Source organism: Bradyrhizobium sp. AZCC 1678 (genome assembly GCF_036924765.1).
GTDB lineage: Bacteria > Pseudomonadota > Alphaproteobacteria > Rhizobiales > Xanthobacteraceae > Bradyrhizobium > Bradyrhizobium algeriense.
Genome location: NZ_JAZHSE010000001.1, coordinates 537122 through 552443 on the forward strand (window position 1 = coordinate 537122; position 15322 = coordinate 552443).

The window sequence follows — 15322 nt, forward strand, 5'->3', positions numbered from 1 at the left end:
TCGAAAGCAAGACCCGATGAACGCGATGCTCGCCAGCGATCTGCCCCTGCCCCGGATCGGCCGCGGCAAGGTGCGCGATATCTATGCCGTCGGCGACGACCGCGTGCTGCTGCTCACCACCGACCGCATCAGCGCATTCGACGTCGTGATGGCCGAGACCATCCCGATGAAGGGTGCGGTGCTGACCCAGATCAGCGCGTGGTGGTTCCGTCAGCTCGAAGGCGTGGTGCCGCATCACATGATCAGCGCCGATGCCGACGAGATCATCCGTCAGGTGCCCGCGCTGAAAGATCACCGCGCTGACATTCTCGGCCGTGCGATGCTGTGCCGGCGCACCACCGTCTTCCCGGTCGAATGCGTGATCCGCGGCTATATCTCCGGCTCCGCCTGGAAAGAATATGCCGCATCCGGCACGCTGGCCGGCGAGGCGTTGAAGGATGGTCTCGTCGAAAGTGAAAAGCTCGACGCGCCGATCTTCAGCCCGGCCACCAAGGCCGAAACCGGTCATGACGAGAACATCACGGTCGCGCGCGTGCGTGAGATTTTGGGCGCCGACGTCGCCGAAAAACTCGAGAGCATGGCCCGCACCGTCTATAATTTCGGCGAGCGGATCAGCCGCCACCAGGGCATCATCATCGCCGACACCAAGTTCGAGTTCGGCCGCGCGGCGGACGGCCGCATCATCCTGATCGACGAGGTGATGACCCCCGACAGTTCGCGGTTCTGGGCCGCCGACGTCTACAAGCCCGGCCGGCCGCAGCCCTCCTTCGACAAGCAGCCGCTGCGAGACTATCTCGACGCCGAGCGCCGCGCCGGCCGCTGGAACGGTGACGCCCCGCCCCCGCCGCTGCCCGCCAGCGTGGTGGATGCGACGAGCAAGCGGTATCTCGAAGCGTATCGCCGGGTGACGGGGAGCGAGCTATCTGTTTGACTTCGTCATTCCGGGACGGTCCGAAGGACCGGACCCGGAATCTCGAGATTCTCAGGTGCGCAACTGCGCACCATAGTTCGATGCTTCGCATCGCCCCGGAATGACGCCAATAAAAGCACCGAGGGAGCGCTCCATGACCGAAGCCGATTCCGTGCTCGTCGAGCGCGATGGTCCGGTGACCATCGTTTCCATCAACCGCCCGCATTGTCGCAACGCCGTGGACGGCGCGACGGCGCGCAAATTGTACGACGCCTTCCTCGCCTTCGATGCCGACGAGAGCGCTTCCGTCGCCGTGTTCACCGGCACCGGCGGTTATTTCTGCGCCGGCGCCGACCTCAAGGCGGTGGCGGCCGGCGATCCCAATAAGCGGCGCGAGCTCGGCGGACACGATTCAATTGCGCCGATGGGGCCGAGCCGGTTGCGGCTGTCAAAGCCCGTGATCGCGGCGGTCGAGGGTTTTGCGGTGGCCGGCGGCATGGAACTTGCGTTGTGGGCGGATATGCGCGTGGTTGCGGAAGACGCCACCTTCGGCGTCTTCTGCCGCCGCTTCGGCGTGCCGTTGATCGATCTCGGCACCATTCGCCTGCCGCGGCTGATCGGCCATTCGCAGGCGATCGACCTGATCCTCACCGGCCGCCCGGTCGGCGCGCAGGAGGCGCTGCGCATGGGGCTCGCCAATCGCGTCGTCGGCCGCGGCGAAGCCACGGCGCAGGCGATCGCGCTGGCGCGGGAGATCGCGCGCTTTCCGCAAAGGTGCCTGCGCGCCGACCGGCTGTCGGCGCTGCGACAATGGGACCTTTCCGAGGAGGAAGCGATCGCCAATGAGATGCGCGGCGGGCTCGAGGTGATCGCCTCGGGCGAAACGCTGTCGGGGGTGACGCGATTTGCTTCCGGCGTGGGACGCCACGGCGCGTTCGGCGGCGATGAGAGGAGCGACTGACGCCGCTCAGCCCCTTAAGAGCCCGGTCGTCATAAAATTGTTGTTGTCGTCCCACGCCGGCCTCGTCTACGACTAACGTGCGGAATTTTGGGGCTTTTTTCGGGTGATTGGTCGATCAATTTACTTCGGCTCGCGGGCAAAGCGGGCCATCAATGATATTGCTGGTGGGAGCGCGGCGAGCGTCCTCGGCATTACATTCGGCCTGTCCTATGCGTTGCTGATCTTCACGGGGCCGCTGTCGCCGTATTTGTCCTACGGCATCGCGGCAACCTTCATCAGTACTGCCGTGATTGCGACCATCGTCGCGCTTGGCAGCTCACTGCCATTTGCGGTCGCCGGCCCCGACAGCGCCACCGCGGCGGTGGCCGGGATCCTGGCCGCAACGCTGGTCGAGCGCATCGTCGCGGCCGATCCGTCGGCACAATTGCTTTCACCCGTGCTGATCACGCTCGCCCTGTCGACCATGGTGACCGGCATCGCGCTATGCGGCCTCGGCCTGACGCGGATGGGCCGCGCCATCCGCTACGTACCCTATCCGGTGGTCGGCGGGTTCCTGGGCGCGACCGGGCTTCTGATCGTGCTGGGCGCCGTCCGCGTGATCACCGATCATCCTGTGCAACTGAACACCCTGCTTCGTTTCACCAACGTCATCACGATTTCGGAACTGAGCGCGGCTTGCGCGATGGCGCTGGTGCTGTACCTGACCTCGCACCGTTCGCGCAGCCCGTTCGGCCTGCCGGCCGTCCTGATTGGCGGCGTGATCGCGGCACATCTGGCGTTTTGGATCATCGGCATTTCCTCCGAGCAGGCCCGCGCCATCGGCTGGACTTTCCAGCCTCCACCCCCGGCGGCGTTCATGCTGCCGTGGCGCGCCGACGAGCTCTCCCGCTATCCCTGGTCGGGAGTCCCGGACCTGCTCGGCAATTTGATCGCTGTGATCTTCGTCACGGCGGCCAGCACCCTGTTCAACACCACCGGCATCGAAGTCGCGGTGCATCGCGAAGCCAACCTGGAGCGCGAGCTTAATGTCACAGGCTTTGCCAACATCCTGAGCGGCGTGCTCGCAGGCTACGCCGGCTGCGTATCGGTCAGCCGCACCATCCTTAATTTCAGCAGCGGCGGCAAGGGCAGGCTTTCCGGCCTGACGGTTGCTGCCATCTCGCTGCTGATGCTGGCGGTGGCACCCGCCCTGCTCGGCTACATGCCGAAATTCGTGCTCGGGGGGCTTCTGCTCTATCTCGGCGCGGGCCAGTTGCACAAATGGATCATCGAATCGCGCAAGCGGCTCTCCAACATCGAATACCTCTCGCTGCTCGCGATCATCGCCATCGTTGTCACCTGGGGATTCGTCCCGGGCATTCTGATCGGCGTCATCATCGGCTGCGCGACCTTTGCGTTCAGCGCGGCGCGGATCGAGTCGATCAAGTTCAGCTTTGACGGTTCGGAGTATCGCAGCTCGCTCGATCGCTCGCGCGACGACCAGCAAGTGCTGCTGGCCCATGGCGGCAAGATCCGGGGGCTGAACCTGCAGAGCTACCTGTTCTTCGGCTCCGCCAACCGGCTCTATCAGCACGTCAAGGCGCTGCTGCGGGAGCAGCCGGAGTGCCGCTATCTGTTGTTTGACTTCAAGCTCGTCACCGGCATCGATTCGTCGGCAGCGTACAGTTTTGCCCAGATCAAGCGCAGCGCGCATGATCTCGGCGTCCATCTGGTGCTGGTGCATCTGTCCGCCAGCGCCGAGAAGGTGCTGCGCTCGAGTGACTTCATCACCGATGGCATCACCACGATCGACGAACTCGACCATGCGCTGGAATGGTGCGAGAACGAGATCATCGTGCAGCATCAGGGGCTCGCACAGGAAGCGGCCAATCTGCGCGACTGGTTCACCCGGATGCTCGACAGCGAGGCCGACGCCGACGAACTGATCCGCCGCTGCCAGCGCATCGAAGTCGAAGCCGCCGAGATCATCGTGCGCACCGGCGATGCCGCCGATTCCATGCATTTCATCCTCGACGGGCGTGTCGGCATCATGGTGCCGGCCGATGACGGCCGCACCACACGCGTCCGCAGCCTCGGCCGTTACACCACGATCGGCGAGATGGGCCTCGTCTCGCACGCGCCGCGTAGCGCGACGATCCAGGCCGAGGTGGCCAGCGTGCTCTACGTTCTGAACACGCGTCAATTCGAGGCGATCAAGACCGACGATCCCGCGCTGGGCCAAAAGCTCCTGACTTACTTTGTGTCCGTGATAGCGGAGCGGCTTTCCTTCGCCAATCGCACGATCGCGGTGCTGCGGCGTTAGCGAGACTGCTACACCCCCGCCATCATCACGTATTTGATCTCGACATATTCCTCCATGCCGTGATGGGAGCCCTCGCGGCCGAGTCCTGACTCCTTCACGCCGCCGAAGGGCGCTACTTCCGTCGTGATGAGGCCGGTGTTGACGCCGACCATGCCGGCTTCCAGCGCTTCGGCGACGCGCCAGACTCTCCCGAGATCACGCGCATAGAAGTACGACGCGAGTCCGAACGGCGAGTTGTTGCACATCGCAATCACCTCGGCCTCGTCCTTGAAGCGGAACACCGGCGCCAGCGGACCAAAGGTTTCCTCGTGCGCGACCAGCGCGTCCGCTTTCACATTGGAAAGCACCGTGGGCTCGAAAAAGCTGCCGCCGAGCGCATGACGCTTGCCGCCGGTGATGATTTTCGCGCCACCCTTGACCGCGTCCGCGATGTGCTTTTCGACCTTGTCGACCGCAGCCATATTGATCAGCGGGCCCTGCGTGACGCCGGCTTCGGTGCCGTCGCCGATCTTCATCGCCGCGACTTTCTTCGAAAGCTTTTCGACGAACTGGTCGTAGATCTTGTCCTGGGCGTAGATGCGGTTGGCGCAGACGCAGGTCTGGCCCATGTTGCGGTACTTCGAAATGATGGCGCCCTCGACCGCGGCATCGATATCGGCGTCGTCGAACACCACGAACGGCGCGTTGCCGCCGAGCTCGAGGCCGAGCTTCTTCACGCCGACGGCGGCCTGCTGATAGAGGATTTTTCCGACCTCGGTCGAGCCGGTGAAGCCTATGAAGCGCACGGCCGGATGTTCGCACAGCACCTTGCCGATCGCGGACGAATTGCCGGTGAGGATGTTGAACACGCCCTTGGGCACGCCCGCCTTCTCGGCGAGCGCGACCAGCGCCAGCGCGGTCAGCGGCGTCTCATTGGCGGGCTTGAGCACGACAGTGCAGCCGGCCGCGAGCGCCGGCGACACTTTCCGCGTGATCATCGAGCACGGAAAATTCCACGGCGTGATGGCGCCGCAGACACCGATCGGCTGCTTGATCGCGAGCAAGCGCGCGTCGGGCCGCTGGGTCGGGATGGTTTCGCCATAGACGCGGCGGGCCTCCTCGGCGAAAAATTCGACATAGGCGCCGCCGATATCGACCTCGCCGAGCGCTTCGGCGAGCGGCTTGCCCTGTTCCGAGGTGAGGATCAGGGCTAAGTCCTCGCGGTTCGCCGCGATCAGCTCGAACCATTTTCGCAAAATGTTGGAGCGCTGTTTGGCGGTGAGCTTGGCCCAGGCCGGGAACGCGCGCTCGGCGGCTTCGACGGCTTGCGTGGCTTCGGCTGTGCTCATGGCCGGCACTTTTGCGAGCTCCACGCCATTGACCGGATTGGTGACCGGGCGCGACGGCGTGCCGACCCAGGCGCCGTCGATGTAGCAGCGGTCGCGCAGCAGCGAGGGGTCCTTCAGGCGGTCGTGCAGCGAGGGTTGGGAGGTCTTCGAAGCGCGTGCGGCGACGGGCGGGTTCATGGCGTACTCCTCGGATTTTCTTGAGAGATTGGTCCGAGTATAGGCCCATATCAGCGGCAATGCACCGGCCGCTGAGGCAACCCTCCGTCAACCAATCTTGAGGTCACGCCGCGCCGCTCATATAGGTTTCGCGGCGGCCGATCATGCGTTGCGCGGCGGCCTTGGCATCGGCCTTCGAGGAGGTCGCGCAGGTGCGGTATTCGAGATCGGGCAGCTTGGACGGCTCGCGGCGGGCGAACCAGGATTTGGACCCGACCGAAAGCTGCGCCAGCGCTTGCGCTACGTTATCGACCGCCTCGAAGGAGTGCAGTGCGCTGGTACCGGCGTAGCGGACTTCGTAAATGCCGGGCGAGATCGGCGCCTCGATGTTCTCGCCACGCCCGGGACGGGGATAGCGCTTCCATTCACTCCAGGTCGAAATCATTGCGCACCTTCGCGACAGGCAGAAATGAGACAATTTTGGTCAATTGGTCCAGCCGACGGGCAACGTTTGTGCTGGAATCTGAACGATTTACTGCAAAAAATCGGCGACGGGAATCATGGCGAAATCACGATATCGTGGATGGTTAAGCCGGTCACCGACGGAGGAGACCGTTCGCCGCGGATTGTAGCGAGGTGTTGCAGTTTGGCGTCGACCGTACCGCGCCACCGCTGCCCACCCTCCTTGCCCATCACGAGATCGCGACATCGGCGGCGGCCGTCGGCGGCCGCTTGCGGGATCGCATGGCCGGGAGGAAGATCGTTCCACTTCCATAAAAAACAACGCGGAGGAGACCCATGCAAAGCAAAGCGGAGATCGATCAGATCCTGCGTCAGAAATGCGAAGCCAGGGAGATTCCCGGCGTGGTCGCTATGGCGGCGACCGGCAATGAGGTGATTTATCAAGGCGCGTTCGGCAACCGCGACCTGTCCAAGGACGATCCGATGACCGCCGACAGCGTGTTCTGGATCGCCTCCATGACCAAGGCGATCACGGCCGCGGCCGGCATGCAGCTCGTCGAACAAGGCAAGCTTTCGCTCGACGAGCCGATCGGCAAGCTGCTGCCCGATCTGGCCTCCCCGCAGGTGCTGGAAGGTTTTGACGCCAGCGGCGAGCCGAAACTGCGCCCCGCCACGAAGCCGATCACGCTGCGCCATCTCATGACGCACACCGCGGGCTTTGCCTACGACATGTGGAACGCCGACATGGGGAAATACATGGAGAAGACCGGCACGCCCGGCATCATCTCCTGCCTGAACGCCGCGCTGAAGACACCGCTCACGTCCGACCCCGGCACGCGCTGGGAATACGGCACCAACATCGATTTCGTCGGCAAGGCGATCGAAGCGGTTAGCGGCAAGCGGCTCGATGCTTACCTGCGTGACAATATATTCGCGCCACTTGGCATGAACGACATCGGCTTCAAGATTACGGACTCCCAGCGCCGGCGGCTGGTCGGCATGCATGCGCGCGGCGAGGACGGATCGCTGGCGCCGATCCCGTTCGAACTCGAACAGGCGCCGGAATTCCACATGGGCGGCGGCGGCCTCTACGGCACGGCGGCCGACTACATCACGTTCACCCAGATGATCCTCAACAAGGGCCGCGGCAACGGCAACCAGATCTTGAAGCCCGAGACGGTCGCGCTGATGAGCGAGAACCACATCGGCGATCTCACCATGGGCAAGATGGTCACGGTGGCGCCTGTCTACACCAACGATGTCGACCTCTATCCCGACATCGTCAAGAAGTGGGGGCTGTCGTTCCTGATCAACACCGCCAAGACGCCGGAAGGCCGCAGTGCCGGCAGCCTCGCCTGGGCCGGCCTCGCCAACACCTATTTCTGGATCGATCCCGTTCGCAATGTCGCCGGCGTGATCCTGATGCAGCTGTTGCCGTTCGCCGACACGACGTGCCTGGAGGCTTTTGCGGGGTTTGAGCGCGGGGTTTATGCCGGACTCGATGCCGGCAGCGGCCAGCGCGCGGCGTGAAATAGAGGAACGAGGGCGGCTACGTTTCCTCGCGTGGCACGCCCTCGCTCCACCCACCGCTGTCATGCTCCGCGCATGCGGGGTATCCAGTACGCCGCGCCTTCTCGGTTCAATCATCGCTGTGAGGACCATCATTGCGAGCGAAGCGAAGCAATCCATCGTGCGGCACAATGAAAGAATGGATTGCTTCGCGGAGCCTGTCATCGGGCGCGCATTCGCGCGACCCGGTGGCTCGCAATGACGGCTGTGACTGACGCACGTTCGACGGCTGCGATTGCAAACACACCTTCGCGATCTCGCGACATGAACCGCCCGAGGTTTGCATCTCGTTCGCCCCATCGAGAAAAGAGGGCGCAGGGAAGATGCGCGCTGCACCCGCGGTCTCGTGTGCAATTGCGCAAGAACGCGCACACGAGCATACAGGTCCAGCGGAGAGCATCCGGCCTTCCCTGCGCAATGGTTTTACGGCGTACTTCGTGCTCTTGTGTCCGCACCCGAAACTTGCGCTTCGCCCGAATTTCGACCTCTCCCCACAGCGTGCGAGGTGAAGAACGTCGCCCTACACCGGCAGCGCGTTCTGCCCCGCCAGCTCCTTCAGCGACACCTGCGGCCGGGCCCCGATGTGCTGGATCACTTCGGCCGCCGCCAGCGCCCCAAGTCGTCCGGCGTTTTCATAGCCGGCGTTGCGGACGAGGCCGAACAGGAAGCCGGCAGCGAACAGGTCACCGGCGCCTGTGGTGTCGACGAGCTTTTGAATCGGGAACGCCGGCACGGCTGTCACACCGTCTTTCGCGGCTACCACGCAGCCCTTTTCGCTGCGGGTGACAATTCCGAGCTTGGTATCAGCGCGGAGCTGCTTCAGCGCACCCTCGAAATCCGAGGTCTGGTACAGCGAATGCAACTCGGCCTCGTTGGCGAACACGAGATCGACGGTGCCCTTGCGCATCAGGTCGAGGAACTCGTCACGGTAGCGATCCACGCAGAAGGAATCCGACAGCGTCAGCGCCACCTGGCGGCCGGCACCGTGGGCGATCGTCGCGGCCTTGACGAAGGCTTCCTTGGCGTTCTTCGGATCCCAGAGATAGCCTTCGAGATAGACGATGCGCGCAGCCGCGATCTGCGCTTCATCGATGTCGGAGGGGTTAAGATCCTGCGCGGCGCCGAGATAGGTGTTCATGGTGCGCTCGCCGTCCGGCGTCACCAGGATGTAGGAGCAGCCGGTGGCCGGGCCGCTGGCCGCCGCCCTGGTCTCGAAGGCGACGCCGGCGGCTCTGATATCGTGGGTGTAGAGGGTGCCGATCTGGTCGTTCTTGACCTTGCCGATGAAGGCTGCACGGGCGCCGAAACCGGCGACGCCGACGATGGTGTTGGCGCCGGAGCCGCCGCTCATCTCGGTCGCCGGGCCCATGTCCTTGTAGATGGCGGCGGCGCGGGCCTCGTCGATCAGTGCCATGCCGCCCTTGGTCATGCCGTGGCGCGCCAGAAATCCCTCATCGGTCTGCACCAGTACGTCGAAAATCGCATTGCCGATCCCGAGAACGTCGTATTTTGCGTCAGTCATCCATCCGTCCTGTTTACGGCTGTTTGCGCGAAGAAGCCGAGCGCGGCTAAGAAGGTTGCGGCCTACCAGATCGGCCCCGCGCCAGCAAGGGAAGCGGCTCAGATCCACCTCGCCCCGCTTGCGGGGAGAGGTCGGAATTCAAGCGCAGCTTGAATTCCGGGTGAGGGGGACTCTCAGCGAACTCCTCTGGCATCGGATTCGCGGAGGGAGCCCCTCACCCCGACCCTCTCCCCGTAAGAACGGGGAGAGGGAGAAGAGGCCGGCGCGAGGGGCTAGTGGCGTTTCTTTGGTTCTCGCTGTTATACAGCCCCTCCAATGATCCGCTCCTTTCTCACGGTCTCCTCGGGAACGCTGGCCTCGCGGCTGCTTGGATTCGTGCGCGATTCGGCGCTTGCGGCGCTGCTCGGCGCTGGCGCCGTCGCGGATGCGTTTCTGGCGGCGTTTCAGCTGGTCAATGTCATCAGGCGGCTGTTGACCGAGGGCGGGCTGAACGCCGCGCTGGTGCCGGCATGGCTGCGGGTGCGCGAGACCGATGGGGCGACGGCTGCGGCGGCATTCGCCGGCCGCGTGCTCGGCACGGTGACAACAGCGTTGATCGCAGCCACAGCGGTGCTCGCGCTGGTGATGCCGCTCATCATGACGGCGCTGGCGCCGGGGTTTGCCGGGCGCGAGACGCTGCAGCTTGCGACAGATAACGCCCGCCTGATGCTGCCATACCTCGCCTTTGCCGGTCCCGTGACCGTGATGATGGCGCTGTTGAACGCGCAAGGCCGCTTCGCGCTGACGGCGTTTTCGCCGCTGCTGTTTAACATCGCTCTGATCGCGGTGATGATTGTACTGCTCGCCATACGGCCGGATGCGGTGCAAGCCGCCCAAATCGTCGCCGCGACAACAGGCATTGCCGGACTGTTACAGCTATCGGTGCTGGTGTCGCGCCGTGGCGGCAACATCGCTGCCCCCTTGCGGATTTCATTCGATAGCGAAATTCGCGGCTTTCTCGCCAAGGCCGCACCCGGCATGATGGCATCGAGTGCGCCGCAGTTGCTGATGGTCGCTGGCGCGATCATCGCGTCCTCGTCGCCATCGGCAGTGTCGTGGCTCTATTTCGCTAATCGCCTGGTCGAACTGCCGCTCGGCATTGTCGGCGTCGCCATGGGCACGGTGCTGATCCCGGAACTGACGCGCGCGGTGCGCAGCGATGACCATACCGCCGTCGCACATGCGGAATCGCGCGGCCTTGAACTCGCGGTCGGCCTGGCGCTGCCGGCGACGCTCGGGCTGATCATGCTCAGCGAGCCGATCGTGCGGCTGCTGTTCGAGCACGGCGCCTTCACTGCTGATGATACCGCGGCGACCGCGCGGGCGCTGATGTGGCTGACGCTGGCGCTGCCTGCGCATGTGCTGGTGAAGGCGCTGTCGCCGGCGTTCTTTGCGCGCGAGGATACGATGACGCCGCTGGTATCAGCGCTGAAGGGCGTCGTACTGGCGATCGCTTCCGCCTTCCTGCTCAGCCGCTGGTACGGCACTGACGGCATCGCGGCGGCGATTGCGCTCGGCGCGTGGGGCATGGCGTTCAGCCTGATCCGCCGCGGCGCGGAGACTTTTGGATTCTCGATCGATGCCGACGCCAAACGGCGGCTGCCGCGCATCCTGCTATCAGCGCTCGCCATGGGCGCGCTGCTATGGTTGACGACGCGGTCGATGGCGGCGCTCGCCTCAGACGCACACGGCCTCGTGCAGGCCGTCCTGTGGCTTGCCGTTATATCGGCGGGAATTGCGATCTACGGCCTGTTTCTGCGGCTTTTCGGCGTCGCCGGCTGGCGCGACGCAGTTAACGCGATCAGGCAATCCGGGGCCTAGCGGCTTGCGCGAATAGGGCTCGCGTGGCAAACGACAGCGCGAAACAGGCATCCGATACAGGATCCTTGGGGAAGCTGGCTATGGCTTTTGTTGAAAAAGTATTTTCGGGCGTCCAGCCGACGGGCAATCTGCATCTCGGCAATTACCTCGGCGCGATCGTCAACTTCGTGAAGATGCAGGAAACCCATGACTGCATCTATTGCGTCGTCGACATGCACGCGATCACGCAAGGCGTCGACGTCTGGGGCGGCCCGGCGGAGCTCGCCCGCAACACCCGCGAGGTAACCGCGGCCTTCATCGCCGCCGGCATCGATCCGAACAAGCACATCGTGTTCAACCAGAGCCAGGTCACCGGCCACGCCGAGCTGACATGGATCTTCAACTGCGTGGCGCGGGTCGGCTGGCTCAGCCGCATGACCCAGTTCAAGGAGAAGGCCGGCAAGGACCGCGAGAACGCGTCGGTGGGTCTCTATGACTATCCGGTGCTGATGGCGGCTGACATTCTGGTTTATCGCGCCACGCACGTGCCGGTCGGCGAGGACCAGAAGCAGCATCTGGAGCTATCTCGCGACATCGCGCAGAAGTTCAACAACGACTTCGGCGATTCGATTCGCAGCAACGGCTACAATGACGGCCTGTTCTTTCCGCAGCCCGAACCGCTGATCACGGGCCCTGCGACGCGGGTGATGTCCTTACGCGACGGCACCAAGAAGATGTCGAAGTCGGACGCCTCGGACAATTCGCGCATCAACCTCACCGACGACGCCGACACCATCGCGCAAAAGATTCGCAAGGCGAAGACCGATCCGGAACCGCTGCCGTCGGAAGAAAAGGGCCTGGAAAGTCGCCCCGAGGCCGACAACCTCGTCGGCATCTATGCGGCGCTTTCCGAGCGCAGCAAGGCCGACGTTCTGACGGAATTCGGCGGCGGGCAGTTCTCCAGCTTCAAGAACGCGCTGGTGGAACTTTGCGTCACAAAACTCTCGCCGATCGCTTCCGAGATGAAACGGCTGGTCGCCGACCCCGGCCATGTCGACAAAATCCTGGTCGACGGCGCCGACCGGGCGCGCGTCATCGCCGACGAAACCATGCGCGCGGCCAGGGATATCGTCGGTTTCATCCGCAAGCCCTGAGTCTTACCGCCAGGGAAACAGCGACGCCGCTTGTCGAAGGCGGCTGTGCCGTGGCAGCATGCGTCGGTTTGGCGCAGCACCGGGACATGCATGACCACCCAGCGACGAAGCTACGAGACGGGTCACCAGCCAAAATGCCTTGTCATCGTTGACGACACCGCGGAATGGGACCGCGCGGTGTACTACGCCAGCCGCTGGGCGATTCGCGTCGGCGGCGGCGTGGTGATGCTGCGCATCATCGAAATCGAGGATCAGAACCAGCAATGGCTTGGTGTTGCCGACCTGATGCGCGCCGAGGCGGAGGACGCCGCCAATGAGGCGCTTGACCGCGCCGCCGGCCGCGCCAACGGCATTGCCGCGATCACGCCGGAGCGGGTGATTCGTGAGGGCGACCCGACCACCCAGATCCTCGACGTGATCGACAAGGACGTCGATATTTCGATGCTGGTGCTGGCGGCCAATCCGGGCCCGGAAGGCCCCGGCCCGTTGATCAGCATGATGGCGCAGGTCACAGGCTCGTTCCCGATTCCGGTGGTCATCGTGCCCGGCGATCTCAGCGATTCCGACATCGACGGCCTGTCTTAAGGCTTGATGCGGCTCGGGAATTTCTGATTGCGCCCCTTGATCGTGCGCTGCCGGTCGCCATCTGCTACAGGAGACCCACGCGCCGGCCTTGAACCGGCGACGCCGGAGAAAAACCATGTTCATTCAGACCGAAGCCACGCCCAATCCCGCCACGCTGAAATTCATTCCGGGCCGTACCGTGCTCGACACCGGCACGATGGAATTCGCCAGCCGCGAAGCCGCCGCCCGTTCGCCGCTCGCCGAGCGTCTGTTCGACGTGCCCGGCATCTCCAGCGTGTTCTACGGCTACGATTTCGTCACCGTGACCAAGGCGGACGGCGACTGGCAGCACCTCAAGCCCGCGATCCTCGGCGCCATCATGGAGCACTACATGTCCGGCGCGCCGCTTCTGGCTGACGGGACTGCCGGCAACGACGAGGCGGCGGACGAGGAAGGCGAATTCTTCAACGAGGCCGACGCCGACACGGTCGCGACCATCAAGGACCTGATCGAGACGCGGGTGCGGCCGGCGGTCGCCAATGACGGCGGCGACATCACCTTCCGCGGCTTCAAGGACGGCGTCGTCTACCTCAACATGAAGGGTTCCTGCGCCGGCTGCCCGTCCTCGACGGCGACGTTGCAGCACGGCATTCAGAATCTCCTGAGGCATTTCGTGCCCGACGTGGTCGAAGTCCGGCCGGTTTGAGTTGGTGCCGTAGGGTGGGCAAAGGCGCGCTTCGCGCCGTGCCCACCATGATCTATCCGTATAGTTAGATGGTGGGAACGCTTTGCTTTGCCCACCCCACACAGCCGCAAGACATGACGGCATGATTGCGCGTCTGCTATATCTCCCCTCATGCTGATCCTCGCCATCGATACCGCGCTTGATGCCTGCGCCGCGGCCGTGCTCGACACCAGCGCAGGCGGCGTCGTCGCGCAGGAATCGCAGGCGATGAAGCGCGGTCATGCCGAAGCCCTGATGCCGCTGATCGCCCGCGTGATGAAGGTGTCAGGCGTTGCCTTTACCGCGCTCGATCGCATCGCCGCGACCACCGGTCCCGGCAGCTTTACCGGATTGCGCGTCGGCCTTTCGGCCGCCCGCGGCATTGCGCTCGCCGCCGGCAAGCCGGTCGCCGGCGTGACGACGCTGACCGCTTTTGCCGCCCCCATCGTCAGCGCGAACAGCGAACATCCGGTGATATCAGCCGTCGATGCACGGCATGATCATGTCTATTTCCAGGTGTTGGGCGGCGACGGCCGTTCATTGATTAACGCGAAAGTAGCCCCGATCGCGGAAGCGCTCGACGCGGCGCGCTTGGGTGCGCCATATCTGGTCGGCAATGCGGCGAAGATTCTGGCCGACCGCTGGCCGGCCGATGCAGCGCCGCCTTTCAAGACCGACCAGCAGGCAGCGCCCGATATCGCCTGGGTGGCGTGGCTGGGTGCCGCCGTCGATCCCGAGAGTTCACCGGCGCGGCCCTATTATCTGCGCGCGCCCGATGCCAAGCCGCCAAAGGATCCGCTGTCCGGTGCTTCACAGCTACCAGCAGCATCATGATGACATGGCTCTCCGATTGGTGGAGCGGCGGCACGGCCGTGATCGAACCGGCCAGCCCGCGCGACGCGGCGCGTCTGGCGCAACTGCATGGCGCATCGTTTCACCGCGGCTGGGGCGAAGGCGAATTCGAGGTCATGCTGACCGAGCGCAATACGCTCGTTCACCGGCTAAGACTTGGACGCAAGACCATCGGCTTTGCGGTGTCGCGCTGGGCGGCTGACGAGGCGGAGTTATTGTCGATCGCCATCGATGCGGCCCAACGTGGCCGTGGCTTGTCGCGCGACCTGTTGCTGACGCATCTCGGTCATCTCGCCGGCCGCGGCGTATGCAAGGTGTTCCTCGAGGTCGAAGAAAATAATCAGCCGGCGCGGCGCCTGTATGAATGGGCCGGATTTGAGGTCGTTGGCCGCCGGGAACGCTATTATCAGCAACCCGGCGGGGAGCAATTGAATGCACTTCTGATGCGACGTGACTTGTCGTAATATGCGCTGGGTGGCAAAAGACCCCGCAACCTGCGTCCGAAGGCCCTGAGACCCATGCCCGTACTGAAATCCCCGTCTGCGCACAAAAATACCGGCATTGAGGCACGCTGCGCCGCCACCGGCATGCGCATGACCGAGCAGCGCCGCGTGATCGCGCGCGTGCTGGCGGATTCGGTCGACCATCCCGACGTCGAGGAACTTTACCGGCGCTGTGTCGCGGTCGACGACAAGATCTCGATCTCGACGGTATACCGCACCGTCAAACTGTTCGAGGACGCCGGGATCATCGAGCGGCACGATTTCCGCGAAGGCCGCGCGCGCTACGAGCAGATGCCCGACAGCCACCACGACCATCTGATCAATCTGCGCGACGGCAAGGTGATCGAGTTCACTTCCGAGGAGATCGAGAAATTGCAGGCCGAGATTGCCCGCAAGCTCGGCTACAAGCTGGTCGATCACCGGCTGGAACTGTATTGCGTCCCGCTCGACGAAGAGAAAACCTAGTTTTCGTGAAC

14 protein-coding genes are annotated in these 15322 nt (G+C 64.1%); 11 read left to right on the forward strand and 3 right to left on the reverse strand.

The annotated features are described in order from the left end of the window. Positions 1–16 precede the first annotated feature (16 nt). The 3 genes from V1294_RS02575 (at position 17) to V1294_RS02585 (ending at position 4173) form a co-directional block, all read left to right on the forward strand. Positions 17–931 (forward strand): phosphoribosylaminoimidazolesuccinocarboxamide synthase, encoded by a 915-nt coding sequence (locus V1294_RS02575; protein ID WP_334494970.1) that lies wholly within the window; start codon positions 17–19, stop codon positions 929–931. A 133-nt stretch (positions 932–1064) separates the two neighbouring features. Then, complete coding sequence (locus tag V1294_RS02580) at positions 1065–1871, forward strand: crotonase/enoyl-CoA hydratase family protein (protein WP_334494971.1); 807 nt, start codon at positions 1065–1067, stop codon at positions 1869–1871. A gap of 103 nt (positions 1872–1974) precedes the next feature. Then, positions 1975–4173 carry an SLC26A/SulP transporter family protein gene (locus tag V1294_RS02585; protein WP_334494973.1) on the forward strand — a complete coding sequence of 733 codons (2199 nt, stop codon included), beginning with the start codon at positions 1975–1977 and terminating at the stop codon, positions 4171–4173. An 8-nt stretch (positions 4174–4181) separates the two neighbouring features. Here the strand turns inward: V1294_RS02585 and V1294_RS02590 are convergent, their stop codons facing one another. Both V1294_RS02590 and V1294_RS02595 read right to left on the reverse strand, forming a co-directional pair. Further along, the gene (locus tag V1294_RS02590) at positions 4182–5678 is read right to left on the reverse strand and encodes an NAD-dependent succinate-semialdehyde dehydrogenase (protein ID WP_334494975.1); all 1497 of its coding nucleotides are present in this window, start codon (positions 5676–5678) and stop codon (positions 4182–4184) included. Between the two features lie 103 nt (positions 5679–5781). Continuing rightward, positions 5782–6102 (reverse strand): hypothetical protein, encoded by a 321-nt coding sequence (locus tag V1294_RS02595; protein WP_334494977.1) that lies wholly within the window; start codon positions 6100–6102, stop codon positions 5782–5784. 353 nt (positions 6103–6455) lie between these two features. Here V1294_RS02595 and V1294_RS02600 point away from each other — a divergent pair, with 353 nt between their 5' ends. Next, positions 6456–7649 carry a serine hydrolase domain-containing protein gene (locus V1294_RS02600; RefSeq protein ID WP_334494979.1) on the forward strand — a complete coding sequence of 398 codons (1194 nt, stop codon included), beginning with the start codon at positions 6456–6458 and terminating at the stop codon, positions 7647–7649. A gap of 559 nt (positions 7650–8208) precedes the next feature. Here the strand turns inward: V1294_RS02600 and V1294_RS02605 are convergent. Next, complete coding sequence (locus tag V1294_RS02605) at positions 8209–9210, reverse strand: adenosine kinase (protein ID WP_334494980.1); 1002 nt, start codon at positions 9208–9210, stop codon at positions 8209–8211. A gap of 315 nt (positions 9211–9525) precedes the next feature. Between V1294_RS02605 and murJ the strand changes: the two genes are divergently transcribed. From murJ to V1294_RS02640, 7 genes are all read left to right on the forward strand, one after another. Continuing rightward, on the forward strand, positions 9526–11070 hold the full coding sequence (murJ, locus tag V1294_RS02610; RefSeq protein ID WP_334494981.1) for a murein biosynthesis integral membrane protein MurJ: 1545 nt from the start codon (positions 9526–9528) through the stop codon (positions 11068–11070). 80 nt (positions 11071–11150) lie between these two features. After that, positions 11151–12203 (forward strand): tryptophan--tRNA ligase, encoded by a 1053-nt coding sequence (gene trpS / locus V1294_RS02615; RefSeq protein WP_334494982.1) that lies wholly within the window; start codon positions 11151–11153, stop codon positions 12201–12203. 90 nt (positions 12204–12293) lie between these two features. Continuing rightward, positions 12294–12788 carry a universal stress protein gene (locus V1294_RS02620; RefSeq protein WP_334487359.1) on the forward strand — a complete coding sequence of 165 codons (495 nt, stop codon included), beginning with the start codon at positions 12294–12296 and terminating at the stop codon, positions 12786–12788. Between the two features lie 115 nt (positions 12789–12903). Next, complete coding sequence (locus tag V1294_RS02625) at positions 12904–13473, forward strand: NifU family protein (RefSeq protein ID WP_334494983.1); 570 nt, start codon at positions 12904–12906, stop codon at positions 13471–13473. Positions 13474–13623: 150 nt separating this feature from the next. Further along, on the forward strand, positions 13624–14325 hold the full coding sequence (gene tsaB / locus V1294_RS02630; protein ID WP_334494984.1) for a tRNA (adenosine(37)-N6)-threonylcarbamoyltransferase complex dimerization subunit type 1 TsaB: 702 nt from the start codon (positions 13624–13626) through the stop codon (positions 14323–14325). After that, the gene (gene rimI, locus V1294_RS02635; protein ID WP_334487365.1) at positions 14322–14807 is read left to right on the forward strand and encodes a ribosomal protein S18-alanine N-acetyltransferase; all 486 of its coding nucleotides are present in this window, start codon (positions 14322–14324) and stop codon (positions 14805–14807) included. The genes tsaB and rimI overlap by 4 nt, the downstream gene beginning before the upstream one ends. A gap of 54 nt (positions 14808–14861) precedes the next feature. Then, entirely contained in the window at positions 14862–15311 is a 450-nt protein-coding gene (locus V1294_RS02640; protein WP_108512645.1) for a Fur family transcriptional regulator, read from the forward strand. Positions 15312–15322 lie beyond the last annotated feature (11 nt).

What these genes read in the sequence shown, in the direction of transcription:
- V1294_RS02575 (WP_334494970.1), top strand. Translation starts at nt 17, where the DNA reads ATGAACGCGATGCTCGCCAGCGATCTGCCCCTGCCCCGGATCGGCCGC.
- V1294_RS02580 (WP_334494971.1), top strand. Translation starts at nt 1,065, where the DNA reads ATGACCGAAGCCGATTCCGTGCTCGTCGAGCGCGATGGTCCGGTGACC.
- V1294_RS02590 (WP_334494975.1), bottom strand. Translation starts at nt 5,678, where the DNA reads ATGAACCCGCCCGTCGCCGCACGCGCTTCGAAGACCTCCCAACCCTCG.
- V1294_RS02595 (WP_334494977.1), bottom strand. Translation starts at nt 6,102, where the DNA reads ATGATTTCGACCTGGAGTGAATGGAAGCGCTATCCCCGTCCCGGGCGT.
- V1294_RS02600 (WP_334494979.1), top strand. Translation starts at nt 6,456, where the DNA reads ATGCAAAGCAAAGCGGAGATCGATCAGATCCTGCGTCAGAAATGCGAA.
- V1294_RS02605 (WP_334494980.1), bottom strand. Translation starts at nt 9,210, where the DNA reads ATGACTGACGCAAAATACGACGTTCTCGGGATCGGCAATGCGATTTTC.
- murJ (WP_334494981.1), top strand. Translation starts at nt 9,526, where the DNA reads ATGATCCGCTCCTTTCTCACGGTCTCCTCGGGAACGCTGGCCTCGCGG.
- trpS (WP_334494982.1), top strand. Translation starts at nt 11,151, where the DNA reads ATGGCTTTTGTTGAAAAAGTATTTTCGGGCGTCCAGCCGACGGGCAAT.
- V1294_RS02620 (WP_334487359.1), top strand. Translation starts at nt 12,294, where the DNA reads ATGACCACCCAGCGACGAAGCTACGAGACGGGTCACCAGCCAAAATGC.
- V1294_RS02625 (WP_334494983.1), top strand. Translation starts at nt 12,904, where the DNA reads ATGTTCATTCAGACCGAAGCCACGCCCAATCCCGCCACGCTGAAATTC.
- tsaB (WP_334494984.1), top strand. Translation starts at nt 13,624, where the DNA reads ATGCTGATCCTCGCCATCGATACCGCGCTTGATGCCTGCGCCGCGGCC.
- rimI (WP_334487365.1), top strand. Translation starts at nt 14,322, where the DNA reads ATGATGACATGGCTCTCCGATTGGTGGAGCGGCGGCACGGCCGTGATC.
- V1294_RS02640 (WP_108512645.1), top strand. Translation starts at nt 14,862, where the DNA reads ATGCCCGTACTGAAATCCCCGTCTGCGCACAAAAATACCGGCATTGAG.